This is a genomic window from Lutibacter sp. B1 (genome assembly GCF_012524075.1).
Taxonomy (GTDB): Bacteria; Bacteroidota; Bacteroidia; order Flavobacteriales; family Flavobacteriaceae; genus Lutibacter.
The window spans coordinates 29,350-55,136 of sequence record NZ_JAAZUI010000006.1 but is presented as its reverse complement, the minus strand read 5'-3'; the positions used below and the strand labels follow the sequence as shown (position 1 = coordinate 55,136).

19 protein-coding genes and 1 tRNA gene are annotated in these 25,787 nt (G+C 31.6%); 5 read left to right on the top strand and 15 right to left on the bottom strand.

What is annotated here, in order from left to right; genetic code table 11:
- The first annotated feature begins 12 nt into the window (after window positions 1–12).
- From HGB55_RS04895 to HGB55_RS04885, 3 genes are all read left to right on the top strand, one after another.
- Window positions 13–1,500 carry a xylulokinase gene (locus HGB55_RS04895; RefSeq protein WP_168815219.1) on the top strand — a complete coding sequence of 496 codons (1,488 nt, stop codon included), beginning with the start codon at window positions 13–15 and terminating at the stop codon, window positions 1,498–1,500.
- A gap of 23 nt (window positions 1,501–1,523) precedes the next feature.
- On the top strand, window positions 1,524–2,849 hold the full coding sequence (gene xylA / locus HGB55_RS04890) for a xylose isomerase (RefSeq protein WP_168815217.1): 1,326 nt from the start codon (window positions 1,524–1,526) through the stop codon (window positions 2,847–2,849).
- 90 nt (window positions 2,850–2,939) lie between these two features.
- Window positions 2,940–4,607, top strand: a complete 1,668-nt coding sequence (locus tag HGB55_RS04885; protein ID WP_168815215.1) for a sodium:solute symporter — start codon at window positions 2,940–2,942, stop codon at window positions 4,605–4,607.
- A gap of 52 nt (window positions 4,608–4,659) precedes the next feature.
- Here HGB55_RS04885 and HGB55_RS04880 read toward each other — a convergent pair whose 3' ends face one another.
- Both HGB55_RS04880 and HGB55_RS04875 read right to left on the bottom strand, forming a co-directional pair.
- Complete coding sequence (locus HGB55_RS04880) at window positions 4,660–5,490, bottom strand: 5'-nucleotidase, lipoprotein e(P4) family (protein WP_168815213.1); 831 nt, start codon at window positions 5,488–5,490, stop codon at window positions 4,660–4,662.
- 373 nt (window positions 5,491–5,863) lie between these two features.
- A complete protein-coding gene (locus HGB55_RS04875; protein WP_168815211.1) occupies window positions 5,864–6,052 on the bottom strand; it encodes a hypothetical protein in 189 nt (62 codons plus the stop codon).
- A gap of 209 nt (window positions 6,053–6,261) precedes the next feature.
- Between HGB55_RS04875 and HGB55_RS04870 the strand changes: the two genes are divergently transcribed.
- Complete coding sequence (locus HGB55_RS04870) at window positions 6,262–7,011, top strand: hypothetical protein (protein WP_168815209.1); 750 nt, start codon at window positions 6,262–6,264, stop codon at window positions 7,009–7,011.
- A 311-nt stretch (window positions 7,012–7,322) separates the two neighbouring features.
- Window positions 7,323–7,658, top strand: a complete 336-nt coding sequence (locus tag HGB55_RS04865; RefSeq protein WP_168815207.1) for a helix-turn-helix domain-containing protein — start codon at window positions 7,323–7,325, stop codon at window positions 7,656–7,658.
- Window positions 7,659–8,218: 560 nt separating this feature from the next.
- Here HGB55_RS04865 and HGB55_RS04860 read toward each other — a convergent pair.
- From HGB55_RS04860 to HGB55_RS04800, 13 genes are all read right to left on the bottom strand, one after another.
- Window positions 8,219–8,788: a hypothetical protein gene (locus HGB55_RS04860; RefSeq protein WP_211047347.1), complete on the bottom strand. Its 570-nt coding sequence runs from the start codon at window positions 8,786–8,788 to the stop codon at window positions 8,219–8,221.
- Window positions 8,789–8,796: 8 nt separating this feature from the next.
- The gene (locus HGB55_RS04855; protein ID WP_168815205.1) at window positions 8,797–9,552 is read right to left on the bottom strand and encodes a nucleotidyl transferase AbiEii/AbiGii toxin family protein; all 756 of its coding nucleotides are present in this window, start codon (window positions 9,550–9,552) and stop codon (window positions 8,797–8,799) included.
- Window positions 9,553–9,554: 2 nt separating this feature from the next.
- Window positions 9,555–9,884 carry a hypothetical protein gene (locus tag HGB55_RS04850; RefSeq protein ID WP_211047346.1) on the bottom strand — a complete coding sequence of 110 codons (330 nt, stop codon included), beginning with the start codon at window positions 9,882–9,884 and terminating at the stop codon, window positions 9,555–9,557.
- A gap of 197 nt (window positions 9,885–10,081) precedes the next feature.
- Window positions 10,082–11,902: an AAA family ATPase gene (locus HGB55_RS04845; RefSeq protein ID WP_168815203.1), complete on the bottom strand. Its 1,821-nt coding sequence runs from the start codon at window positions 11,900–11,902 to the stop codon at window positions 10,082–10,084.
- Between the two features lie 67 nt (window positions 11,903–11,969).
- A complete protein-coding gene (locus HGB55_RS04840; RefSeq protein WP_168815201.1) occupies window positions 11,970–13,238 on the bottom strand; it encodes a hypothetical protein in 1,269 nt (422 codons plus the stop codon).
- Window positions 13,238–15,217: an McrB family protein gene (locus tag HGB55_RS04835; protein ID WP_168815199.1), complete on the bottom strand. Its 1,980-nt coding sequence runs from the start codon at window positions 15,215–15,217 to the stop codon at window positions 13,238–13,240. The genes HGB55_RS04840 and HGB55_RS04835 overlap by 1 nt, the downstream gene beginning before the upstream one ends.
- 3 nt (window positions 15,218–15,220) lie before the next feature.
- Window positions 15,221–18,628: an Eco57I restriction-modification methylase domain-containing protein gene (locus HGB55_RS04830; RefSeq protein ID WP_168815197.1), complete on the bottom strand. Its 3,408-nt coding sequence runs from the start codon at window positions 18,626–18,628 to the stop codon at window positions 15,221–15,223.
- A 2-nt stretch (window positions 18,629–18,630) separates the two neighbouring features.
- Window positions 18,631–21,876 (bottom strand): helicase-related protein, encoded by a 3,246-nt coding sequence (locus HGB55_RS04825; RefSeq protein WP_168815195.1) that lies wholly within the window; start codon window positions 21,874–21,876, stop codon window positions 18,631–18,633.
- A 12-nt stretch (window positions 21,877–21,888) separates the two neighbouring features.
- Entirely contained in the window at window positions 21,889–22,077 is a 189-nt protein-coding gene (locus HGB55_RS04820; protein ID WP_168815193.1) for a helix-turn-helix transcriptional regulator, read from the bottom strand.
- 135 nt (window positions 22,078–22,212) lie between these two features.
- Complete coding sequence (locus HGB55_RS04815) at window positions 22,213–23,712, bottom strand: hypothetical protein (protein ID WP_168815192.1); 1,500 nt, start codon at window positions 23,710–23,712, stop codon at window positions 22,213–22,215.
- Window positions 23,712–23,975 (bottom strand): helix-turn-helix domain-containing protein, encoded by a 264-nt coding sequence (locus HGB55_RS04810; protein ID WP_168815191.1) that lies wholly within the window; start codon window positions 23,973–23,975, stop codon window positions 23,712–23,714. The genes HGB55_RS04815 and HGB55_RS04810 overlap by 1 nt, the downstream gene beginning before the upstream one ends.
- A gap of 197 nt (window positions 23,976–24,172) precedes the next feature.
- Complete coding sequence (locus tag HGB55_RS04805; RefSeq protein WP_168815190.1) at window positions 24,173–25,423, bottom strand: site-specific integrase; 1,251 nt, start codon at window positions 25,421–25,423, stop codon at window positions 24,173–24,175.
- Window positions 25,424–25,663: 240 nt separating this feature from the next.
- Window positions 25,664–25,748, bottom strand: a tRNA-Ser gene (locus HGB55_RS04800).
- Window positions 25,749–25,787 lie beyond the last annotated feature (39 nt).

Genomic DNA, 25,787 nt, shown 5'->3' with positions numbered 1-25,787 from the left:
TATTATAAAATTATGTATTACATAGGGTATGATTTAGGAAGTTCTTCAATTAAAGCAGCTTTAGTTGAAGCAAATACAGGAAAATCAATTGGAGTTACACAATATCCGGAGCAAGAAATGACCATACACTCTGAAAAACCGGGTTGGGCGGAACAAGATCCTGATTTGTGGTGGAGTTATATTTGTAAAGTAACTCAAAAATTATTGGGAAAAACAGGAATTTCACCCAAAAAAGTGAAAGGAGTAGGCATTGCATATCAAATGCACGGTTTGGTAGTTGTAGATAAAAATCAACATGCTTTAAGACCATCTATTATTTGGTGTGATAGTAGAGCTGTAGAAATAGGAAACCAAACTTTTAAAGGTGTTGGAGAAGACAAATGTGTATCTGGTTTATTAAATTCTCCAGGAAATTTTACGTTGTCAAAATTAAAATGGGTAAAAGAAAATGAACCTGAGATTTATGATAAAATTGACAAATTTTTATTGCCGGGAGATTTTATAGCCTTAAAACTTACAGGAGAAGCAACAACCACAATTTCTGGTCTTTCTGAAGGAATTATGTGGGATTTTAATCAAAACACTCCTGCAAACTGGCTGTTTGAGTATCTGGAAATTTCAACCGATTTAATTCCAACCATTGTTCCTACTTTTTCAAATCAGGGAACTATTACTCAAAAAGCTTCTGAAGAAGTAGGTTTACCTGCAGGTATTCCAATTCTGTACAGAGCAGGTGATCAACCTAATAATGCATTATCGTTAAATGCATTTCATCCGGGAGAAATTGCTGCTACAGGAGGTACATCGGGTGTTGTTTATGCAATAACAGAGAGTACTAAAACAAACGAAAGTTTACGTATCAACAATTTTGCGCATGTAAATTATACAAAAGAACAACCTAGAATAGGAAAACTTTTAAATATTAACGGAGCGGGAATCCAGTACAGTTGGATGAAAAAAAATATAGCCGATAAAACAGATTCTTATAATGAAATGAATGCACTTGCAGAAACTGTTCCGGTGGGTTCAAACGGATTAAGAATTATTCCTTTTGGTAACGGAGCTGAACGTATGCTGAATAATCAAAACAAGGGTTCACAAATTTTAAATTTAAACTTCAATTTGCATCAAAAAGAACATTTGTTTAGAGCAGCAATTGAAGGAATTGCATTTTCATTTGTATATGGTATAGGTATTTTAAAAAATGATGGCGTAAATCTATCTGCCATAAGAGCCGGTAATGATAATTTATTCCGTTCAGAGATTTTTGCAAGTACTGTAGCTACTTTGGTAGAAACAGAAATAAATTTATTGGCAACAACAGGAGCCGTTGGTGCTGCAAGAGCTGCCGGAGTTAGTAATGGGGATTTTAAAACGTTGAGTGATGCTTTTTCTGATAATGAAAAAGTTCAAACATACCATCCGTTACAAGAAAAACAAGCTTATGTTGACGCATATCAAGCATGGAAATACGAATTAGAAAACAAATACATAAATTAATAAAATAAATAAAATAAAATAAAATGGCACTAATAGGTAACAAAGAGTATTTTAAAGGTATTGATAAAATAAAATACGAAGGAAAAGAATCTGACAACCCACTTGCATTTAAATTTTACGATGAAAATAGAGTAGTTGCAGGAAAAACAATGAAAGAGCATTTTAAGTTTGCTGTAGCTTATTGGCATACGTTATGCAACACAGGTGGTGATCCTTTTGGTCCGGGAACAAAAGTGTATCCTTGGTCAACAGCTGCAGATCCAATTCAAGCTGCTTACGATAAAGCTGATGCAGCTTTTGAATTTATCACTAAAATGGGATTTGATTATTACTGTTTTCACGATTTTGATTTGGTTGATGAAGCTTCAACGTTAACAGAATCTGAAAAAAGAATTAAAACCGTAGTAGATTATTTAAAGCAAAAACAAAAAGATTCTGGTGTAAAATTATTATGGGGAACAGCAAACTGTTTTTCTAATCCTAGATACATGAATGGTGCTTCTACCAATCCTGATTTTAATGTGGTTGCAAGAGCAGGAGCGCAAATTAAAATTGCTTTAGATGCAACTATTGCGTTAAATGGTGAAAATTATGTTTTTTGGGGTGGTAGAGAAGGTTACATGTCGTTGTTAAATACCGATATGAAACGTGAGTTGGATCATATGGGACGCTTTTTAGGTATGGCTCGTGATTATGCACGTAGTCAAGGATTTAAAGGAAATTTCTTTATTGAACCAAAGCCAATGGAGCCTTCAAAACATCAATATGATTTTGATGCAGCAACTGTAGTAGGTTTCTTAAATCAATATGGTTTACAAGATGATTTTAAATTAAATATTGAAGTAAATCATGCTACGTTAGCTCAACACACAATGCAACACGAATTGCAAGTTGCTGCAAATGCAGGTATGTTAGGAAGTGTTGATGCCAATAGAGGAGATTACCAAAATGGTTGGGATACTGATCAATTCCCAAACAATCTTTTAGAAACAACTGAAGCTATGTTGGTATTCTTAAAGGCAGGAGGCTTACAAGGTGGAGGTATTAATTTTGATGCTAAAATCAGAAGAAATTCAACGGATTTGGAAGATTTATTCCACGGACATATAGGTGGAGCTGATAATTTTGCCAGAGCATTATTAATTGCTGATAAAATTATAACATCATCACCTTACGACAGTTTAAGAGAAAAAAGATACAGTTCTTTTGATGCCGGTAAAGGAAAAGATTTTGAAGCAGGAAAATTAGACTTTAAAGATTTGTATAAAATAGCGTTGGAAAATGGAGAATTAGAATTGCAAAGTGGTAAACAAGAATTGTTTGAGAATATTGTGAATCAGTATATTTAAAATTATGTTTTCATTAGTTTAATTATATATAGAAAAACGTCTGAGCTAGTAATAGTTCAGGCGTTTTTTGCATTTAAATCATAAAAAATTATGGAGTCAGTATTAGAACGTTTTGATTGGGTTGTATTAGGTATTTATTTTTTAGCTCTTATAGGAGTTGCGGTATGGGTAGTACTTCAAAAAAACAAAAATACAGAAGATTATTTTCTGGCAGGGCGTAATGTAGGCTGGTTTGTTATAGGTGCTTCCATTTTTGCTTCAAATATTGGGTCAGAGCATGTTGTGGGTTTAGCAGGAACAGGATATGAAACAGGAATGCCAATGGCACATTATGAGTTACATGCATGGATAGTTTTATTGTTAGGTTGGTTGTTTTTACCATTTTACATGCGTAGTGGTGCTTTTACTATGCCCGAATTTTTGGAAAAACGTTTTGATAGCCGATCGCGTTGGTTTTTATCGTTATTTTCATTGGTGGGGTATGTAATTACAAAAGTTTCTGTAACTATTTATGCCGGTGGAATTGTAGTGTCTGAATTATTGGGAATTCCTTTTTGGTATGGAGCTATCGGAATTGTAATTTTTACCGGAATTTATACTATTGTTGGTGGGATGAAAGCCGTTATTTATACAGAAACCTTGCAAACAATTATTTTAATAATGGGTTCTGTTATAATTACGTATTTAGGATTGCAAGAAGTAGGCGGCTGGGGACAATTAACTGAAACTGTTAGAGAGGCGAGTCCGCAACATTTCAATATGTGGAGACCAATGACTGATCCTGATTTTCCATGGACAGGTTTACTTTTTGGAGGTACTATAGTAGGTGTATGGTATTGGTGTACCGACCAATATATTGTGCAAAGAACCTTAGCTGCTCACAATATTAAAATTGGACGTAGAGGTGCTATTTTTGGTGCTTATTTAAAATTATTGCCCATATTTATATTTTTAATACCCGGTATAATTGCCTTTGCTTTAAGCGTGCAAAATCCAGAAGTGTTTAGTGTAGCAAAAGCTGACAGAGCTTTTCCAATGCTGGTAAAAACATTATTACCTGTTGGACTTAAAGGTTTAGTAGCAGGTGGATTAATGGCTGCTTTAATGAGCTCATTAGCATCGGTATTTAATTCTTGTTCAACCATATTTACTATGGATATTTATAAAAAATTAAGACCATTTGAAACTGAAAAAAAACTGCTAAACGTAGGTAAAATAGCAACAAGTATTATTGTAATTTTAGGCATAATTTGGATACCTATAATGCAAAAAATTGGAGGAGGAGTAATGTATCAATATTTGCAAAATGTACAATCGTATATTGCACCACCGGTAACAGCGGTATTTTTATTGGGTATAATTTGGAAACGTGTAAATTCAACTGCTGCTATTACAACATTATTAACAGGTTTAGGATTATTAATACTGCGTTTGGGTTCAGAAATATATTATCAGCCGGCAATAGTGCATTTTAAAGAAACCGGTGAACAGATTGCTTCAGGTTTATTGTATGGTTTTGCAAGTGTTAACTTTGCGCATATGGCAATTTTTATGTTTATTTTTTCAGTTATTTTATGTGTTACAGTAAGTTTAGCTACTACTGCACCTAATTATGAAACCATAAAAGGCTTATCATTCGGAACATTAACAGCAGAACACAAACAAGAAACCAAAGGTAGCTATACAGCAATAGATGTTATACTTTCAGTAGTATTGGTTGTTATTGTAATTGTAATTTTATCGTACTTTACGGGTTAAAATTATTAAAATTGATATCAAAAAACTCCGAATTTACTTCGGAGTTTTTTGATTAATAAGATATTATTTTACTGTGTCGGATAGAATCTTTTTGAGAAGCGGTCCAGTTATATTTCCCTTCTAAAATCCCTTTGGTTTCCCAATCTCCATACATTGGATTTGGCAATACAATGTATTTGTTTCCAAAAGCTGCCTTTAAACTATCTACTTTAAAATTTCTTGTTTCAGTATTTTGGTTGTCAAAGACTTCCGAAAAATCGGATAAATTATCACCCAATAACATTATAATTTCATGTGTTTTTTGTACTTGTAACCTTCGTGGTTCTTTACCGCTAACAGTCTCTCTCAATAAAAAATGTGCATCGTCTAAAAACGGAAGCCCAAGCTTTTGCATATTTTCAATAGTTTCACTTTTTTGAACCAATAAACGATTAGAGATATAAAAAATTTCTACACCTTTACTTGCAGCATACTTAAAAAAATCAAGAGATCCCGGAACAATTTCGGCTTTTTTTTCTTTACCCCACTCAATCCAACGTGCATTAGAATATTCTTCATTCAATTCAATCATTTTGCCGTTATAAGGACTGTTGTTTAAAACAGTTTCATCTATGTCGGTCACAATTGCAAGTGGTTTCTCATAATTTTTCCTGTTACGTAAAATATTATCTAATTGAAGCTGAGCGGTATTGTATGCTTGATATGCAAGAGCCCTGTATTCGGCTGCGTGTTGTTGCCAAAGTACGGTTAATACCGAATATTCGCGAACAGGAATTTGAATAGTTTTAATTTCTGAAATAGTGCTTTCAGATTGAGATTGTTGTGTTTTACAACCGAAGAGTATAGTAAATATAAAAAGAGTGATTATGGTTTTTATTTTCATGGGTATGGATATTTTTTGAATTATTTTATTCTTACAAATGTAATGGTAATTATATATGTAAACCAATGCACTTCTTTATTTTCCTTCATAAGGACAACCTATATTGGCAATGTTTAAATTATCATCAAATGGTTAATTCTAAAATGATTTTGGTCAGTTTGAATAATTTTGAATAAAGGTTAAGAAATTTTTTTTTATTAAGATGAATGATAAAAACAAAAAACCCATAATTTTCATTATGGGTTTCCTTTTGCGGAGAAAGAGGTAAGTGAACCTCTTTCGTAGTGCCTTTATTTATTGATGTTTCAGTCCTGTACCATTATGAGGTCACCTAATAGGTCACCTTTAAAACCTTGTGTTAAAGATACGAAATTTACTTGATTAATCCTCGTACTTTACTGATTTCAAAGCCCATAAAGTCGCAAAATTCATCTATAGTAACTAATTGGTGTGAATCTTTGTTAAGGTGCTCTTTAATCTTGCTGATTATAGTTCTACCATAACGCTCACTTTTACCTGTTACCACTTGCACGTCTTTAGGGTAAATACAGATTCTGCTCATTGGCTCAAAATTTAAAATTAATACTCTAACTATACTTTAGCTATACCGTAGCTGTAAAGCTCTTATATACAATATACGACAATTATCGCAGTGAAAAAACTATCTATTTCGGAAGTTTTGGCAAGTTGTAAACAGTACGGAAGTGCTTATAAACATTGATGCTTTATAGCACGTATATTTGATTATTCATCATTAAAAAACGTATTGTTATGGCAAAGTTAAAAGGTATTATTAAACTCGAAGGAACGTTAGATAATTTGACGTTTTACAAGGGTAAAGAAGGCTATTTAGTAAAGACTAAAAGCGGTGTTTCAAAAGAGCGTATTCAAAACGATCCTGCGTTTGAGCGTACTCGTGAAAATGGTTCTGAATTTGGTAGTTCTGCATCTTCTGGTAAGTTGTTAAGAACTTCTGCGAGAAACTTAATGATTAGAGCAAAAGATAATCGAGTTTCAAGTCGTGTTACGCAAGTAATGACGCAAATTAAGAACTTCGATACAACCTCTATAAGAGGCGAAAGAAATGTAGCTACAGGATTAGCAACTACAGAGGGTAAAGCTGCTTTAAAAGGCTTTGATTTCAATAATAGAGCTATTTTAAGTGCTGTTTTATTCGCTCCATTTACTGTAGATAGTTTGACTGGTGAAATTTCAATCCCCAATTTAACGCCTACTAACGACATTTCTTATCCAAGTGGTGCAACTCACGTTAGTTTTACATCGGCTTTCTTAAAAGTTGATTTTGATACTACAGAAAATGCGATTGAATACAGTCCGACTGTAAATATTCCGATTGATTCGACCTCTGCATCGCAAACATTAACTCCAGCAGGTGTGCCAACAGGTACAGGAAACGATATTTACCTGCTTTTAGTTGAGTTCTTTCAAGAGATTAACGGTGTTCAATATCCGCTTAAAAATGGCGCATATAACGTTTTAAACATCGTAGAAGTGGCATAAGTTTCATTCTGACCTTTGAAGCTGAAAGAGTCCTATGGTTTTGCATCATAGGGCTTTTTCTTTTACTATTAATTTTTAAAAGAAAACAAAAAAAGAAAGCTGATGTCTTGGTAGCGTGGGTGATGCTGTCAAGGTTTTTGGATAAAAGTTTTTTATGCTAAAACCTTGATGCTTGTTTACCAATTTTGATTAAAAAGTTTTATTCAAAACCCAGAGGGCTTGACCTTTATAGCATTGAGCATTGGCACAAGGTAGCTACCTATATTTGCTACCTTTTTTTATTTTCATACTTCACTATAAAAAATAGTATTATGGAAAATCCTTTTGAAATTATTAATGAGAGATTAGATAGAATTGAAAAGTTATTACAAAATATCTATGCTACTAAAGACGCTAAAGCTAAAGGTGTTATCATACCTGAAATAATGAATGTTAAGGAAGTTGCTAATTATTTAAGTATAACACCATCTGCAATTTATAAATTAACAAGCACAAAAGAGATACCTCACTCTAAACGTGGTAAACGTCTATATTTTCAAAAAGCTGAAATAAATGAATGGATAGTTAAGCATAAACAATATACCAATGATGATATTGAACAAATGGCTTCTGATTACCTAATTAAAAATCCTTTGAGGTTTAAATAACTTACGAATGTTTCTTGTTTAGTTCTGTTTTGAGCGTGGGCAAAAGCGGATATTTTACATAATGACCGTTATAACGCTTCAGTTGTTATAACTACGCATTATGTAAACATAGCTTGGGTGAGTTTAGGGTTTTTATGATAAAATAATAAATTATAGCTTATTGCAGTTTGGTTTGATTTTATGAAAAACCAAAGCTGTAATATGCTATTACCTTAAAGACAAAAAAACGCTAAACTTGTAGGGGTGAGCGGAACAACACAAAAGACAGAGGGTTTTGAGGTACGAGAAAACTGGATTTTGGGTTGTGGGGAATTACAAAAGAAAATAGTTTAATTGCCACCACGCCAGCTGGCCTCTTCGCTAAATCTATCCACTGGATAGATTCTAAACGCTCGATCCGGGTTTTGGGTTGTGGGGACTTATAACGGTCTCGTATAACCGTCAGTTGCGTTGGTTTTGGTACTAATTTAGTTAAAAATCAGGAACCTTTGGCGTTCGCGAGGATTTTCCGCTTAGGAAAATCCGCAGCAATTGCGGTTATACATTGTTGTACACCGTTTTTATTCACGTTTCTCAAGTTCCGTTTCTAATTCAATTCTATCTTTTTTAATCATTCTCCTACCTTTATTATACTTGGCATTCTTTTCGTCTTCGATTAGTTCTTCGATAAGAAATTCAAGTTCGGAATTTGTCAATTTCTTTGGTGTTTTTGTATAAATACTTTCGTCAATTTCTGATTTTTCCAGTTGAGAATTTTCTAATTCATTAATTCTTTCAGTCGGTTTTTCAGTTTCTACTTCGGTCAATTCATAACCAGATTTTGGCAATTCCGTTTTTTCGATAGTTTGCAGATAATCATTTAAAATCCGTTTTTCCACAAAGATTTTTCCTCCGCCAAATTTGTGTCGGTCAGACATATTTTTTTTAACTCCAGAAATCCAGTATTCATTTCCAGATTCAATTTCATAATAGTTTCCGCCTGAAACTCCAGTTCCATTTAAACTTTGAAATCCTTTACCATCAAAATAAACTGTTTTTCCGCTTTTAGAGAATGAAACGAGTCCAATCCAAGCAGTTCCATTATCCGAAAATCCGCTCTTTAATTCTATGTATTTTAATTCTGTTCTCAATGTTTTTCTTAAATGGTGTACAACTTGGGATATTCAATTCCTATAGATGCATATAAGCGTCTGACCTTCATTCTCCAATACATACTTGCTTCTCGCCACGATTTACTACCTTCAATATTTAAAATGTTATCGTGTGAATGACGCATTTTTTGTTTGGTTGCCATTCTTTTATCAAAAAGTAGTAGTAAATGCGGATTGTCTATTGGGTCTGGGTCTTCGTCTAAATCAAAGATGTTCCTATCAGTATCTTTATTGAATTTTGCTTTCTTCTCTTTTAAAATATTATATAAATCAATTAGGTTGTTAGATTCTGTAATGTATTCTAAATCGTAAATATCTTTTTTGGCAGGTCTGTTAGAACAACTTACTAATTTGAACAAACCAATATCTTTTACATTATAACATCTTACAGCCTTAATGGTTTCAAAAGGGTAGAGTGCTTTCATATTTTGAATAACATCTACTTTAATGGTGACATCACCTTTTTTAATAAAGAAGCGTATAAATACAAACTGATCGTTTTCTTTAACGGGATATACTATGTTTATAACATTGTTGCCATAGAATGCCTTTACTTCAGCTTCAATGTTTTCAAAGCCTTTTATACCTATTATTTCAGTAGCAAATAGGTCAATATCTTCAGAAATGCGATGATTAAAACGTAATGCTAAATTAGTACCACCTGCCAAAGCAAATTTAGACAAACTTGGTAAAGCCTGTAATTCTTTAATGGTTTTTAAAAGTGCAGAAGAAACCGCTTGCATCGTTATACAGCGTAGCGGTAAAACGGTTTTGTATTGTAGCGTTTACTTACCAATTCGCATACTTGATTACTAATGTTTTCTTTAGTGTGCTTTAAAATATCTACAATTTCTTTTTTAGAATAATATGCTTCTAATACACTAATATCTTTAGGAAAAGTTTCTTTGGTAGTAGCATATAAAGCTCTTGGAATAATAATATCCTTATCTCTTTTAAGAGATAGTTTACTACTATCCATATCCCAAAATGCATATTTAGGGAATACTTTAGATATGTCTATTCTTCTATTCAAAACTTCTTTTATTCTTCCTTTTAATAGTTTGTATATAAGCATATACTTAATACAAAGATATAAAATAGTATTTAAATGACTATTTAAAAGAATATTAACATTAATATTTAGAGCAATAGTTATACCAAAAGGTTTAATAGTTATTTAATTAGCTTCTTTATTATGAGTTGTATAAAGAGTTCTTATGTTACTTATTATAATACTTTATTTAATAGTTTCTATTAAGATATTATTATACTTTATACCAACCATTGTGTTAGTGTCTTACCATCACAAGTCATAGCGTTTTTTAAATCTTCAACATTGATCTCTGCTAATCCTTTTTCTTTATAAGTTGGATTTATGGCTTTAGATATCCATTCTAAATCATATGGTCCTTTTAAAATATTGTCCAATCTATCTCCAGGCTTATACGACTCGATAGGTGCACCTGTACTTTTGGCAAAATCAATCGTTTCTCTAGTCCACAGGTTAAATGAGAACTTCGTAGATGTAAAGGAAATTGTTCTATTATTATCCACTTTATAAACGTTTTCGACAACAACAACTTCTGCTGTATAAGAAATATCGGGTAAGTCTATTTGGAATGTTTTATTTTTTTCAAGTACAATATCCTTTATTGGTAACTGTAGATTTTGTAATTCATCAATAACTTTAAATCCATCTTCTATATCATTTTTATAAATGGGGCTTTTAATATCATCGTGCGACATTGGATTAAATAGAATTGATTTATAAATTTTTATACTATCAATTAATTGAATTGGAACTTCTACTTCAATATCTGAATAATATAATCTTAACCTATCAATCATAGTGTCCAATTTTAAGGGCTTTAATGAACCGTTTTTTTCTTCACTATGCGTATAGGTTTTAGGAAGTTTGTCTCTTAACGTTTTTTCTAAAACCTTTCTTAAATAGTTTCCAGCAGCAGGAAAATCATAAGCATCAAAATAATCTTTTGCTCTTTTTAAATCATCTTTTTCATTATCAATTATAGCCGGACCATTAGCCCCCTTGTAAAACTCCAGAAACTTCCAATCGGTTAATTGAAGCTTTGCTACTTCATACCAGTGCCTGTCATAAGTGGTGATGAAAATTTGAAAGTCTTGAAACTCTGGTTCTTTTAAAAGTTTTATCAATTTTAAACGGTGTTCATTATCTAAACCAATAAGAATATCATCTAAAAACAATATTTTAATGTCTTGTGAAAAACTTGATTGACGTACTATTGCCCCTAAAAATATACTAATAGCAATAGCTGATAGTTTTGCTTCATTTAATGAAAAATGAGGATAATGAGTATCTAAAGAAGTTCCGTTAGAAGAAATTAGTAATGCTATTTTAGGTTTACTTAACTCACCTTTCTGATCAACATTTATTCGATGTCTTAAAAAATTTATTTCTAAACCAGGAATTAAAGTATTTAAAATTTTATTTACCACAGGACCCAAGTAATCACTACCTCCTGTAAAAAACAATCTGTCTAATGCATTATTGAAAGCAACAGCTTTTACTTCAACAGCTTTACGTTTTTTAGTTGCGTGATAATATTTACCACTCCCATAAGGAATTTTACTTTCTGCTAACAAATCACTCCACAATTTACCTAGCTCTACACCCCCTGTAACTGTTTGTGATTTATAATGTTTTAATACCCCTTTTATTACTAAATCAAAAATATTTAGCTCATTATCCAACTTTACGTTATGAACACCTAAAAGATGTTTGTAAGTCACGAAACTTTTTAAACGATTTGCATCTATTATGCTTGGAATATTTGTATCTCTTCCAGAATCAGATAATGAATTAGTTGTATTATTGTCAAATTCCACTTCAATAGCGCAATCTGTTAGCCCATCGGTTAAGTATAAATTGCGCAAATTTGCCATATTGATATTCTCAACACTCGATTGAAAGAAATCTTTAAGCGCGTAATAAACAGAACTTTTACCACTGCCATTTTCACCATAGATAAATACATTTTTACTACCAATAGCAAGTATCTCTGAACGCTGAAAAGCTTTGTATTTGTTAATGGTTATGTTTTGTATTTTCATACGCTTAAATTTTATTTTTATTAATCAATTGAAACTCTGCAATTGTAATTTAGATTGGTATTAATATTCATAATGGCTCATTTCGAATTATATCTTTTGTTGGTATTTTAACACCAACTTTATAGAAATTTTCAAACTGACTTATTGGATTGAGAAAAAGTTTGCTTTCAAAACTTTCTAGAATACCACTCGTTTGATCAGGATAAACTATTAAACAATTTAATAAAGTTGACTTCCAGAACTCCGATTTTATATTGGTTTTAGATAATGTCTTTTTATCTCTTGCATAACCACTTAATTGTCTAATATCATCAATTTCATAATTATTATTCACATATAGATTCTTGTATTTTGCATCAATTACTAGTTCTTTACCTTCTGTGATTCGTAGATAATCTAACTCTCCATAATTTGCACTGAATTGAAAAACTATATCTTTTCGACCAAATTCTTCTTTTAATATACCTAATACATAAAACTCAAATAGTTTAGGCATATCTATCCAATATGGATAGACATTTACGTCTTGATTGTTAGAGATTGAATTTATATTATAACCAAACCTCTTTATAATCATTTTAGCTAATTCTAAACCTCTATTGTATTCCGGAAAAAAATTATCGTTTTTAAAGTGCTTAATTTCAGATATTGATATACTTGAATTAACTGTTTTAAATGCTGGTGAAATGTAATTAATTAATGGTTCAAACTTATTTTCTAGGGTGTTGAATGACTTTAAATACTTAATTGAAAACAATAATGCTTTTTTTAAAATTCGGTTTTCAGGGCTGTCAACACCAAATTCTTCATATGCACAAAAGGTATATAGATTCTTAATTCTAAACAGGTTTTGTTTAATGGTTTTAGACACCAATATTTTACCTCTTACATTTCCGTAAATATTTTGTTCGACTTTATAATAACTCTTCCTCAATCCTTTTTTTACTATAATAGAAAGCAGCTGTAAAAAGCTTACAATAATTAACGGTGTAATTAAATCTTGATCTTGTTTAACTTTTATAGGTTTAGCATCCAGATCCACAAAAAACAAATCTTTACCAAAACTAGTCATTTCAGGATGTTGCATCCCTTTTGATAACATGGACAGGTAATTGATTTTAGTTGTTGCTGTGTCTAATTTAGGTGCTACATTTAGAATATTTTGAGTTGAACCTAACCTAGAAATACCAATAAAATATCCTGTTTTAAAACCCCCTTTTTCAAGATTAATTTCTTCTATTAATTGATTTGGTTTTTTTAATAAGTCAATTAATTCCTCTTCATTTAAGTCGTAGGAATACGAATGCTCTTTAATATTTATTTTTTTAGCATTCATTAAAAATTATTTGACAATAACTCCTTTATTTCATCTTCTGCAGAAGGTAACAGAATCCCATCGTTAATATATTCATTTAATAATGGTATAACTTCATATTTTGTTTTGTAATACAGGTCTTTCCCTTCAACTAAAAAATAACTATGTCCTACTTGAATATCATCTACATTAAATTCAGGAGAAATATTATTTTTTACAATATTTCTAATAACATTGAAAACTTTTTTAGACTCCACATTAGTTATCACCTCATCATTTACTGGCACAGGTATAAAGGTAAATCTTCTACGTATTGCATAATCTAAATGGCTAACACTTCTGTCGGCTGTATTCATAGTACCAATTACATACAAATTATGAGGAATGGTTATACCATAACCCTGTTCTGTTTTGTACATACTGTTTACCATTTTACCTCTATATTCTAAAGCATAAATTAACTCACCTAACACACTGTTTAGGTTTGCCCTATTGATTTCGTCTATAATAAGCACAAAAGCTTTATCCTGATTTTCTGGTTTAGCTGCTTCGAAAGCCATTTGACCAAGGATTTTATTTTCAACATCATAAGATATTTTTTCATCAACAACATTTACTTTAACACCTCTAACAAAATCATCATAAGTGTATGATGGATGAAATTGAATAACCTCTACACAAGGGTTTTCTTCAACTTCTGGTTCTTTACTAAACATCTTGTTTTCGATTGCTTCAAGAATCGATTTTTCTTTATCTGACGTTTCATCAGTTAACCATTCTGCTATTTGTTTGGCTAATCTTGTTTTTCCTGTACCTGGCGGTCCTTGAAGAATTAAATTCTTAAACTTTACTGCTGAATGATTTACCATAGTTTTTTGCTTATTTCTTGTGTAATCTAATATTTTGAAAGTTTCGGGGTAACATTCTTTAAACCTATCAACAGTATTAGCTGTTGCATGACTAAAACCATCCCATTGTCCTAACGCTGTAGATTGAATTTTACGGTTGTCTTTAACTAACCATATAATTTTAATCATTAAATCGTCATCATAGCCATTGGGTAAGTACTCATTATTTACTATTAAACCAATACCCCCTAGTCGTTTAGTGCCTCTTCTTACCAAAACCACGTCACCTGGCTTATAATCTTGTAAAGGATATTTTGTATGTTCATTTAAAAACGCACTTCCAGTATAAACACCATTTTTGTCTACAAAATCATCAAAATAATCGCCTTCGTTTTGACCTTGAGCATTACTGCTTACTTGACAATAGGTATTCGAAACCCTTAACTGCTCTCCTGTGGTTGTATTAAGTAGGTAGTTGAGTAAATTAATTTCGTAGTAATAACATCCTGGAAAGTTACTTTTTAATATGCTTAACACATCATAATAAGGCAATACGCCATCTTCTTCAATTTGTAAGGATATTAATTTTAAATTATCTAATGAATCAACAGGAAGCTTATTCATTTGAGTATCAAAGGGCATATACTCGTTTGGATTTATTAAAAACATTGCTTGTGTTAGCTTTGTTACTCCAACATTTTTAAGCGCTAATACCTTTAAAAAATCATCGTTATTTATTTCTTCCCCATTATACACTTGGTGAAATAAATTCCACAAACAATCATTTCCAATAGCTATCCCTTCGCCATCTACATAGTGCCCATTAAAAAAAAACAGACTTTTTGTATTAGGAGTAGGCGTTGGAAAAGTAAAATCGGTTGGTAAATTTTCTTCTAAACCACAAACCGCTTTAATGCTTTCAAAAATATATTTTCTTTGATTTTTTGTGTTTTTTTGAGCTATAGAATAAATAATTGAAAACGGATCTGTTATTGAAAAATTCAATATTGCTGTGCCCTCCTCAAATAGTTCATTAGCAAGATTGAGTAACAATGAGTCACGGTTACTCTTGTCTTTACTAATCTCAAACATTTTAATAGCTATAGCTTTAAAATAAGGTATCCAATCGTAATAGGTGATTTTAGATTTCATTGATTACGATTTTAAAGCCTCTCTAATTATACGCACCTCTTCTATACTATCTAGGGTTTCTATTGCAAAGCGTACAGGATGGTCTGGGTGGTACAACCGCTCGTACTCGCTTTGTATAATACCTAATTTTTCTTCTTCACTCATACTATCATTGATAGGTTTGAGGTCTGGAAGGTGTTTTAGAATGGATTTATCGGTAGTTTGAAATTCGTAGTCTAAATAAATTTCAAAAATGATTGAGTTTGACAGCAAAGAGAAAAAATCATATAAATCTTTAAATTCTGAAAATTCTAAATAATAATTGTACTCTGAAATTGAAGAGATAACTTCTTGATATTTTGACTCTAATTGTCTTATTGGTAAAGCTTTCATATGATTAGGATAAAAGTGTGTACCATCATACATTAGCTCATTAAAATAAAATTTTATTACATCTGAATTTAAGATTGCTTGGACATATTTATACTGAAAATTTTTAGAATTGTTAATTCTTTTAGAAGTAATATTTCTTTTAATTGTAGTATAATTTTCGTTTTCTAGCTGCCACCAAAATGTTAATAAAGCATTTGAATGATTAGTGAAATAATCATTTTTAGTGTAACAAAATCTTAGTTTTGTAATATCACTTAAGGTACATAAACCCACTAAATTTTCATTAAGGAATAAGCCCTTAAACATCGGATTGTACATTTCATCAGGAAGATAGTTTATATATTTATGTTCTTTAATTGACCAATACCCTAAATCCTTACCCTCAAAATATTTACTCAATCCTTTCTGATATTCGTTTTTAATAAAATAATCTTTCCCTTTTGTTTTATCTAAAGGCACTGGTCTCAATCCATAATTAACAGAGAAAATTTCTTCAAGTTGAAGAGTATTATCTTTTAATCTTTCAAGTACATTTATTTTGCTTTTGTTTAGATTTATCCTAAAGTTAAAATTTTCAGTCTCTGTAAAAATCCTTTGTAAGAGATGTTCATACATTAAGTTTTCAAATTTTTGTGAATCACCAATACTATGAACATCAATAATGTTGATCATATCATCCTTGTGAGGTTTTATCTTGATAATTTGGCATATGGCAGTTCTTACAGTCGCTGTACTAAAAATATCATAATTGAAATTGATTATTTCTTTTATTGAATGCTTTAAAAATTCCTCTCTTAATTTCAAACCATAGCCTTGCGACAAAAACTTGTTTGATGTTATAAAACTTATTACTCCTTTCTCTTTTAAAATATCTATTCCCTTTTCATAAAATAAAACATATAAATCATATTTCATATGTGCTGTTCTAAAAGTTTTAGATATTTGCTTTATGTTTTTATCAATCTTCTCCACATTGACATAAGGCGGATTTCCAATCACCACATCAAAACCACCTTTTTCCTTCCATACTTCAGAAAAGAAGAGTTTAAAGTCAAAGTCAATGTTATATCCAGCAAAGGTTTCGGCTGTATCTAGTAGCTCTCGTATTTTTGTGTTAATCTTGTTGCGTAATGTTTTTTTACGTTGCTCATTAGTAACCGTATAAAACTCTTCTTTTAAAGTTTCTAACTCTTTTTCAACCTCTAAATCTCGCATTGTACCATCTGGCATACCAATTAAAGAGTTGCCACACACAATTTTATAATCGAGGTTTGGCAAGGTTTCTATAGGTTCTAAATCGTCTTCATCTACTACCAAAGACAGCCATAAACGTAAACGTGCAATATCTATAGCAGAGCGGTCTATATCTACTCCGTAAATGCTTTCTTGTATGATGTGTTTTTTTAAGCGGTAGACATAACGGCTTTCGCTAACGCTTTCTCGTTCGTGAAAATCAAATTCCTTTAATTTATTATTTAGGTAATTGTAACTTAAATGTGGTTTTAATATTAATTGTGCCGTTACCAACTCGTGTAACAAACCAACAGGAAATGCTCCAGAACCGATAGCAGGGTCACAAATACGTATTTCGGTTAGTTTCTTATCAATAACATCGGCATTATTACGTACAGTTTCTGGTAATAAAAACTTATAGGTTTTGGTTTCGCCACGTTCTGCCACACGTACATCGTTTTCTAATGCTAAATGCCCTTCGCGTATGTATTGCTCTATATCTTCTTTGGGTACAACTGTTTTATTGTCATCATTTAAAGCATTATCTAAATAATGTATTAAACTTTCTTGACACATATAGTGTACAATTTCACGAGGTGTATAGAAGGCTCCTTTACTTTTGCGTTCTTTAATCTCCAACATATTTTCGAAGACTTTCCCTAGCATTTCTGGGTCAACTGCTACTTCTTTATCAAGAGGCTCGTCTTCTTTAATGGTAAAATTGTAACGGTCAAATACATCGAGAATACCTGTACCTATGTCTCCAGATTTGTTTTTCTCGTCATTACGGAATAAATCGGTTGGAATAGAAATGTTGGCGTTTTTCCAATCGTATTGTGCTTCAAAAAGCCCTCCATTTAAAAATGGAATACGACAGTTGAAACGTGGGTAAAACGAATTATCGTTATCACGTTCCTTTGCCAATGCTTCATAAAACAAGTATTGTAGATAGTCTTTAAAGAAGTTTTTATTTTTTTCTAAAGACTCATCAAAAAGTTGTTGCAGAAAATGTCTTTTACCAGCACCCCATCTTTCATTTTTAGGCACACCCAACCAACCTTTTTTCTGCAAAAAGTATAAGAATACGATTTGACCTAATAGTTTTTTGGTAAAGCCTGAAGCATCTAATTGGCTGTCTTGAAAAATAGATAAATCTTGTTTTTCAAAATACTCATAAACTTTAATGTACAAGCTTTTGTACTGTTCAAAAAACTCATCGGTTACACGCTCTATACTAAACGCTTTTTCTAACTCTGAAATGGTTGGATTATTCGCAATGTTTTGTAAAAGCGGTAATAATTGTGTTTTAGCGGTATGCGATTTCTCGTATTTACCAACTAGAAAGGAATAACGTTTTGCAGGTGTAAACTCCTTACGCATTTTTACTTTTTGCTTTTCTTCATCTAAATAGGATTGATGCTCCATTTTTATAAAAGAAAAACGCCAGTCGAACCCATCATCTTCTTTAGAGTAAAACGCTACTAAAGCATAGTCTTTCTCAAAATTGTTAAGATGTTTAATCACAAAGTTTCGTAATGCTGTTCTTGCTCTTTCTAGTTTAGAAACATTTTTTACTTGAACAATCAAGACATCTAAAGCTTCGCCTTCTGGGTCTATGTATTTACCAATGCGTTTGTAGTAGCTTACGTGGTCGCGTTGGTCTTCCCAAATGGTATTGCCACTATATTTATTCGGTTTTATTTCAAAGTCGTTTAATAGGTTTTGTATGAAGTTTGTAAACTGTGCTTCATCAAACGCATTATTAAACGTTTTATCAATTAGGTTAATAGCTGAATTTTTATCCATAATTACTTATTGGTAATATATCCTGAAAGAATGACTTCTCTTTTCTGAAATTTTTTATTGTTTTTGTTGGTAATATCCAACTGAATACGACCATACTTGCGTAATACTTGCAATACTTGTAAAGGCTCTATCACTTTTTCCAATTCTTTTTTTACAATTTGAGCCGTTTTCTTTGCCATTTTACCTTCTTTAAGGGTTGCCTTTACTGCCGCAATAAATTCTTCATCAGTTTCCGTAAAGCCTTTAAAATTTTTAAATAGCTTATCTTTTATGATGCGGTCTTCAATGTATTTAGCATTAGAACGTCCTTTATTACCACCTGTTTCTTCTTTTGATGTGGTATCGAGCGTAAATTTTGCTCTGTTGGTTTGCAACATTGTAAAGAAGTTTTCAGGGACTTTAACTCTTGGCGTTTTTGGTGTACATTCTAATTCTTGAACAGCATCAAAGAAAGTCACCTCATTGGATTTACCACTTTGAAACTGATAGAACTTTTTGAGTTTGCCAATACGGAAAAAAGTTAGCATTGTCTGTAATTCAACTTCATTATTATTAAAACCACTACGAGCCTTTTTTGGTAGCTTTTTAATACGCTCGAATAAGTCTGCTTCGTTATCTCTGATGTTTCTAATAATTTCTAAATATTTTAATTCGGAATCACCAACCTCATCTTCTCCTGAATAAGCCTTTTTATTATTCAAGGTGTTGAATAACTCTTGACTACCAAACTCTTCACCATCACTTAAATATTTAGCATCTTCACCTAAAATATCGTGAAACATTTGAATTTTATTCGTGATATTTACTTCTAGTCCTAAATGCGCATCGGAATGTGTAGTTGGGAAAAAGTTGTAGATATATACAAAGTCAAATGCACTACCTAAACGATTTACACGACCTGCACGTTGTAATACACGTGTTGGGTTCCAAGGTAAATCGTAATTTACCAATACATTTGAACGATGTAAGTTTATACCTTCTGCTAAAACATCTGTAGTTATTAAAAATTGAATATCATTAACTTGGTCTTTCTTTTTTCGGTTAGGGTCGAAATTACATTGGATAATATCTCTTGACACATTGTGATTAGATAGTAAGGTATCGTTAGTATGTCTACCGCCTTTACTAGAAAAGAACATTACTTTTTCAGGAAATTCTTGCAATAAGGCTTCATATAAGTAATCTCCTGTTTCTTTGGATTCCGTAAAGATGACAAGTTTACTTTTTTTAAGTGTATTATCTGTTTTTAAGTCTTGTATAAACTTTTCTAGTTTTGGGTCCTCATTAACTGATGACCATAACTCTTTTATACCTTTTAGAATATCGAGGTCTTTTTGAAGTAAGTCCGAATAATTCTGTGTAAAATCTTCTGATTTGTATTTATGAGCCTTATCTTCATTTACTAATTCTTCTAATTTATCAATATCATCATTTTCCAATAAATCATACACATCTACTTTTTTACTAATGTAGATAGTGCCTGATTTGTACATATCGATAAAATTCTCATAGGACTTAATAAAACGGTTAATACTCATTCGGAAAGCAAAAAAACTACTCTCTAAACGCTTAACCAGAATGCCTTTCATAAAACCACCAACGTTACGTTGTTGTTGCTTTTCAAATTCCGTTAATTGCTTATTCCCCTTGTAAAATAATAAAGGCGTATAACGGGCATAAGTAAACTCTAATAACTGTTGAATGGTAGATTTAAAAATGGCTTCTAAATTACCTTCGTATTGATAAACAATTTTGCTTGGATCTTTAAGGATTGGGAATACCAAGCCTTGTTTTTGCATGTCATTTTTAAAGTAGGTCATAACATCATTACGTGTACGCCTTACCATTACATAGCGTAATATATTGTTACGAATATCATCAGATATTTCCTTTATAAGATGTTTGTACTCTGGGTCTGCTTTATCAACTTTATTTAATCTAGTTCGTAAACCAGCAAAGTATTTTTCAAGATTTACTACTCCAGGAATAGTTGAGTTTTTTGGTGATTGGAATAATTTAAGTTGCGCAAAAATATCGTTAATGGTATTGTTGAGAGGTGTTGCAGTAACAAGAATCACTTTTTTGTTATTACAAATTTCTAATAAGTCTGCATAAGCTTGTGTACCTTCGTTTCTAAACCTATGGGCTTCATCTACCACAATATAATCGTATCGTTCTGTTCCCTTTTTTAAAATATGAGTTAGCTTTCCTAATGATTCAACCTCAAAACTTCTAATACCAAAATCAAAAAGAGAGTCTTTCCAATATTCTTTTAATACAGGTGGACAGATAACTAATGTTCTACCTAATAGTTGTTGTAATAATAAAGCTGTAATAAATGTTTTACCAAGACCTACAACATCAGCTAAAAACACACCATTGTATCTATCTAATATTTTTTTCGCTTGAATGGCTGCTTGACTTTGGTATTTTAGTTTCATAAACCCATCTGGTAGAAATGGGTCGAACTCATCTTCTAGATTTATATCTTCTTCAAGATATTCGTAAATTAATTTCAGGTATAATTCATAAGGTGTGATATTTTCACTTAACCACGTTTTATTTTCAATAGTATCTATAAAATCTTCTGAAATATCAACAGATTCAGCCCATAGTTTATTGAATTGGTCTTCAGCAAATAACACATCTCGTTTTGTTCTTAACTCTACATTAAATTCACGATTTGCAATTAAACCTGATTCAGAGAAATTACTTGAACCTGTAATAACAAATCCGTAGTCTCTATCATCTGGTTTAAACTTTCCGATATACACTTTAGCGTGAATGTTTTTAGATGGATAAGCTCGAATTTCTAATTTCTTACCATTACCGTGATAAGCTTTATCTATTTCGGGATCTGAACAATCTGCGTTTAAAAACGCTATGAATTTTTCAATACCCTCTTGTAGTTTGTTTTCAGGTTCTTCAGTATCTTCAATTTCTTCGAGTAGATTTTTTTGATATACTTTCTTTGTTCTCTTATGTGATTCTAAATCCAACATCGCCATTTCTTGGTGATGTGAAATAATATCGTAAGAGTCTTTATCTACATTTAGTCCTACCAGTATTCTAATTTTCTCTAATGGTTCAAGGGAATCATATAATCTATGAAAACCACTTAACCTGAAATAACCAACTAACACATCAAATAACTGTGTATCACGTAAAGTTGATTTGAATCTACTTAATAAACTATGACCTTCTTCATTAGTAAAAAACGTTAAGTCTGTTTGGTCTATATTTGACATATTTTACTTCTATTAATTTTCTATTAAAAGGTCACCCACCTTTACATTTAAAATTTCTGCTATCTCATACAGCACTTCCAGACTTGGCTGTGTACGGTTCTGTACATAAGCATTTACCGTATTAAAACTTTTGCCTAGTTTTTCAGCTAACCAGACTTGTTTTATGCCTTTTTCTTCTAAAACTTCTTTAATGCGATTCATAAGGGAAAATTGAAACACTAAATATATTGTATTTACTTGATATTAATATAATGCAATGCGATATATTTTTATACAATTTAAAAACCCGCTGTTTCCAGTGGGTTTATTTATTAGAGTCAATATTTGTAATTTATATTAAGAAGCTACAGCAAATGCTTTTTGTTTTAGCTTTTCAAGATGCTTAACCATATTACTTATGCACCACACTTCTTGTTTAATTGTAGGTGGGTGACCTATTGCTTTGGTTAATTCTTCCATCATAATCTGCTCAACAACATCTACATATTCTTCGGTTGTAGAAATACTATCGTGAATGGTATATATTGGTGCTTCTGGATATTCTTCTGAAATACGCTTTGCTATGACGTTAATCATTAAATGACTTTCTATACTCTGTAATAATCTTGGAAGTAGTGATTTGTCTTTACTCTTAATTTTAGCAAATAAATCATACACCTCTTTAAACTTTTGCTCAAATAAACGTTTTGGTGCTGCTTCTGCTTGCCCCTTAAATTGATTAGATGTAAACAACACTTGAAATACTGCTGCCTTAACTTCTTTACGGTCTTTTAATTCAATACCCAATTCCTGTTTGAAGGCATTCGCTAAAAACTCATATAGCTTACCCGATACTACTAAATCAATATAATGCTGAAACTCATTGTCTATAAGGGATTGGGGGATTTCTCCTAACATAATGTAAGAATCATTGTTATGAATGTTTATTTGTGAAATATTTAATTTATCACTCTCTATTTCATTGAAAACCTTATTTATTTGTTTAAAAGAAGAAAAATAGTGACTCTGCGGTTCATCAAAAGCAATTGATAAAGAGTTGTTTTTATTTGGCTCAAATTTTTGCACAATCCAAAAGTCTCGACTCAACAAAATAGTACTCAAATAGGGTTGGCTATTTTTAATATCTAGTGAAATTAATTTTTGGCCATCGTAGGTTACAGCATTTCTAATCCTACTTGGCATATTGGTTAAATTGGTATGAAAGCGATACACGTTATCATCCAGCATCAAATTATAATCTTGCCATTTTAATCTCTGCGCACTCATTTGAGCGTGTATCATTTGATTTGTTGGATGCTTATATTTTTTACGGACTCTATCATATTCCCAAAATGCTTTATCTTTCATTTTTAGGTTATGCTCTTCAACTAAAAAGTCATTTATATAATCATAATCAATTTGCAGTTTATCATTAAACCACTTTGTTAAAAAGTCAAGATGTTTAACCGATTCGACTTTACGATTTTTATGTGCTTTTAATTTGTTTCTAAAGGTAAAATCTTCAACCTGCATAGACTTTACAGGTGTTCTAAATTCCTCAACAAATCGAAACCCTTTTGATTTTTCACCAACTACATAGTGATTGTCAGATTCAATAATTTGCAAATCGTGTTCTAAATAGTTGAGGTACTTTTTGTAATTCTGAATTTTATCCTGCAATTTTTTTGCGTTGATAGGCACAAAATCTTCACTTTGAATATCCTTATCCATCAATGGAATAGCATTTATTAAATGCAAGATATAACATAGCTTATCTAATTTATAGGGCTTAAAACTTGGTGGGTTATTGTGCGTTAACTCGAATATATCCAAGTTTTCCGGTATGTATATTCTCATTAGGCACTTTTGTTTTGGGTTAAAATTTTGATTACGTCCTCATATTCATAGTACATTGTTTTACCCATTTTGGTAAAGGGTAATGTACCGTTAACACGTAAATTTTGTAGCGTACCTGGTGAGATGTTAAGCATCTCTCTTACGTCTGCTGATTTTAACCACTTTTTTTGCTCCGTTTGGCTCCCTAAAATTGTCTTCAGTTCCGTGATGATTTCCTGTTTAAGAGTCTTTAAATCATCCTTTGTAATTACTTCAAATGTCATTTTATAATAAAACGTATTAAAAGGCATAAACGCCTAATTTATATTGTGTTAATTTACTACATTTTGTGCTTTAGTTAAAACAAACTTATTAACATTTATGCACTATATTTTAACAGAAAAACCCTTGATTTTATAGGCGTTTACAAGGGTTTTGTATTGAATTAATAGTCAATTTTGAAAGCTATTGTTTATATCTCCTAATTAGCTAATCGCTTGGATGCTTCTGTATTACTTTTATTAGCGAACTTTTGCTTTAAAATAGCCATATCATCACTCACCTTTCTATCCAATATTTTAGCATAGTGTTGGGTTGTTTTAAGTGATTTATGACCTAACATTTTACTAACTGATTCCATTGGAACACCATTAGACAATGTTACCGTAGTTGCAAAGGTATGACGAGCTAAATGTGTGGTTAAGTTTTTATTAATACCACACAAGTCTGCTATCTCTTTTAAATAGGCATTGGACTTTTGATTGCTTAATACAGGAAGTAAAACACCTTTTGTTACTGCCTCTGGATGGTTTTCGTATTTCTTTATAATCTCTAAAGCTGTTGGAAGTAGTGGAATATTACTGCGTGTATCGGTTTTAGTACGCTTTGTTTTAATCCATTTATCGCCATCAATACCAAATACCAAATTATCTTTTGAGAGCTTCTTAACGTCGCTATAGGCTAAACCAGTAAAGCAACAGAAAATGAAAATGTCTCTTACTTGCTCTACTCGTTTGGTGTGTAATTCTTTTTCGAGCATTGTTTGTATTTCTTCTTCTGAAAGGAATTGACGCTCGACTTCTTTTAAACGTACTTTGTAATTTAAAAATGGGTCTTTTGCTATCCAACCATTAGCCAGAGCAATACGCACTATTTTTTTGAAGTTCTTTATGTATTTAATGGTGCTGTTGTGTCCGCAGTTTCTAACGGTTTTTAAGTAAAACTCAAAGTCTGTTATAAATTGGTGGTTTACTCGCTTAATACTTATATCGCTTACTTTGTACTGATGCTGCATAAATTCTTTAAGATGCTTGCATACGGTTTTGTAGCGCTCTAAAGTACCTGCTGAAAATTCTCTACCTACTAACTTTTTTACTTGTGTATTATGGTTTTCAAAAATGGTTATGAGTGTACGCTCTTTTTCTTCAATACCTAAAAACTTATTCTTTAGGGTTTCTGTAGTGACCTCTTTATTGTCTTGAATTAGGTCTCTTTGACTTTGATATACTTTTGTAGTAAGGGAATCTAAATAAGCGTTAAGCTCTCTTATGTCTTCAGTTCTTCCAATTGCTTTATTGCCTTGACTGTTCCATTTATTAACTTCAATACTGCGTTTTGTACTGATTTCTGTACGTTTACCATCTATGGTAATACGAAGATAAATAGGGCATTTGCCCTGTGCATCTACCTTACTTTTCTTCAAGTAGAATAATAATCCAAATGTTTTGTTCATTCTGGTGACCTTTAAAATTATACATTAATTTACGAAATAATTAGGTTTTATTTTGCGTTTAACTAATTGATTTATAAACAGTTATTAACAAATAAGTGACCTAAAAAAGGTTTTAAAAAGGTCACCCAAAAGGTCACCAACAGAATGGTTTTTAATACACTTTTTGATGTTTTGTAGAAACTAAAAAGTCCCGTAAACATAGTGTTTACAGGACTTTGTTTGAAATTGAATAAATTTCAGCGGAGAAAGAGGGATTCGAACCCCCGGAGGTGTGACCCTCAACGGTTTTCAAGACCGCCGCATTCGACCACTCTGCCATTTCTCCTTTAGCGAGGGCAAATATAAAACCCTTTTTTGTTTTGCT

Bases quoted from the DNA above. Each gene is read 5' to 3' on its own strand.
- HGB55_RS04840 (WP_168815201.1), bottom strand. From the start codon at position 13,238: ATGAATGCTAAAAAAATAAATATTAAAGAGCATTCGTATTCCTACGAC.
- HGB55_RS04855 (WP_168815205.1), bottom strand. From the start codon at position 9,552: ATGCAAGCGGTTTCTTCTGCACTTTTAAAAACCATTAAAGAATTACAG.
- HGB55_RS04875 (WP_168815211.1), bottom strand. From the start codon at position 6,052: ATGAGCAGAATCTGTATTTACCCTAAAGACGTGCAAGTGGTAACAGGT.
- HGB55_RS04830 (WP_168815197.1), bottom strand. From the start codon at position 18,628: ATGGATAAAAATTCAGCTATTAACCTAATTGATAAAACGTTTAATAAT.
- HGB55_RS04805 (WP_168815190.1), bottom strand. From the start codon at position 25,423: ATGAACAAAACATTTGGATTATTATTCTACTTGAAGAAAAGTAAGGTA.
- HGB55_RS04820 (WP_168815193.1), bottom strand. From the start codon at position 22,077: ATGAATCGCATTAAAGAAGTTTTAGAAGAAAAAGGCATAAAACAAGTC.
- HGB55_RS04845 (WP_168815203.1), bottom strand. From the start codon at position 11,902: ATGAAAATACAAAACATAACCATTAACAAATACAAAGCTTTTCAGCGT.
- HGB55_RS04865 (WP_168815207.1), top strand. From the start codon at position 7,323: ATGGAAAATCCTTTTGAAATTATTAATGAGAGATTAGATAGAATTGAA.
- HGB55_RS04885 (WP_168815215.1), top strand. From the start codon at position 2,940: ATGGAGTCAGTATTAGAACGTTTTGATTGGGTTGTATTAGGTATTTAT.
- HGB55_RS04870 (WP_168815209.1), top strand. From the start codon at position 6,262: ATGGCAAAGTTAAAAGGTATTATTAAACTCGAAGGAACGTTAGATAAT.
- HGB55_RS04895 (WP_168815219.1), top strand. From the start codon at position 13: ATGTATTACATAGGGTATGATTTAGGAAGTTCTTCAATTAAAGCAGCT.
- HGB55_RS04810 (WP_168815191.1), bottom strand. From the start codon at position 23,975: ATGACATTTGAAGTAATTACAAAGGATGATTTAAAGACTCTTAAACAG.
- xylA (WP_168815217.1), top strand. From the start codon at position 1,524: ATGGCACTAATAGGTAACAAAGAGTATTTTAAAGGTATTGATAAAATA.
- HGB55_RS04880 (WP_168815213.1), bottom strand. From the start codon at position 5,490: ATGAAAATAAAAACCATAATCACTCTTTTTATATTTACTATACTCTTC.
- HGB55_RS04850 (WP_211047346.1), bottom strand. From the start codon at position 9,884: ATGCTTATATACAAACTATTAAAAGGAAGAATAAAAGAAGTTTTGAAT.
- HGB55_RS04815 (WP_168815192.1), bottom strand. From the start codon at position 23,712: ATGAGAATATACATACCGGAAAACTTGGATATATTCGAGTTAACGCAC.
- HGB55_RS04835 (WP_168815199.1), bottom strand. From the start codon at position 15,217: ATGAAATCTAAAATCACCTATTACGATTGGATACCTTATTTTAAAGCT.
- HGB55_RS04825 (WP_168815195.1), bottom strand. From the start codon at position 21,876: ATGTCAAATATAGACCAAACAGACTTAACGTTTTTTACTAATGAAGAA.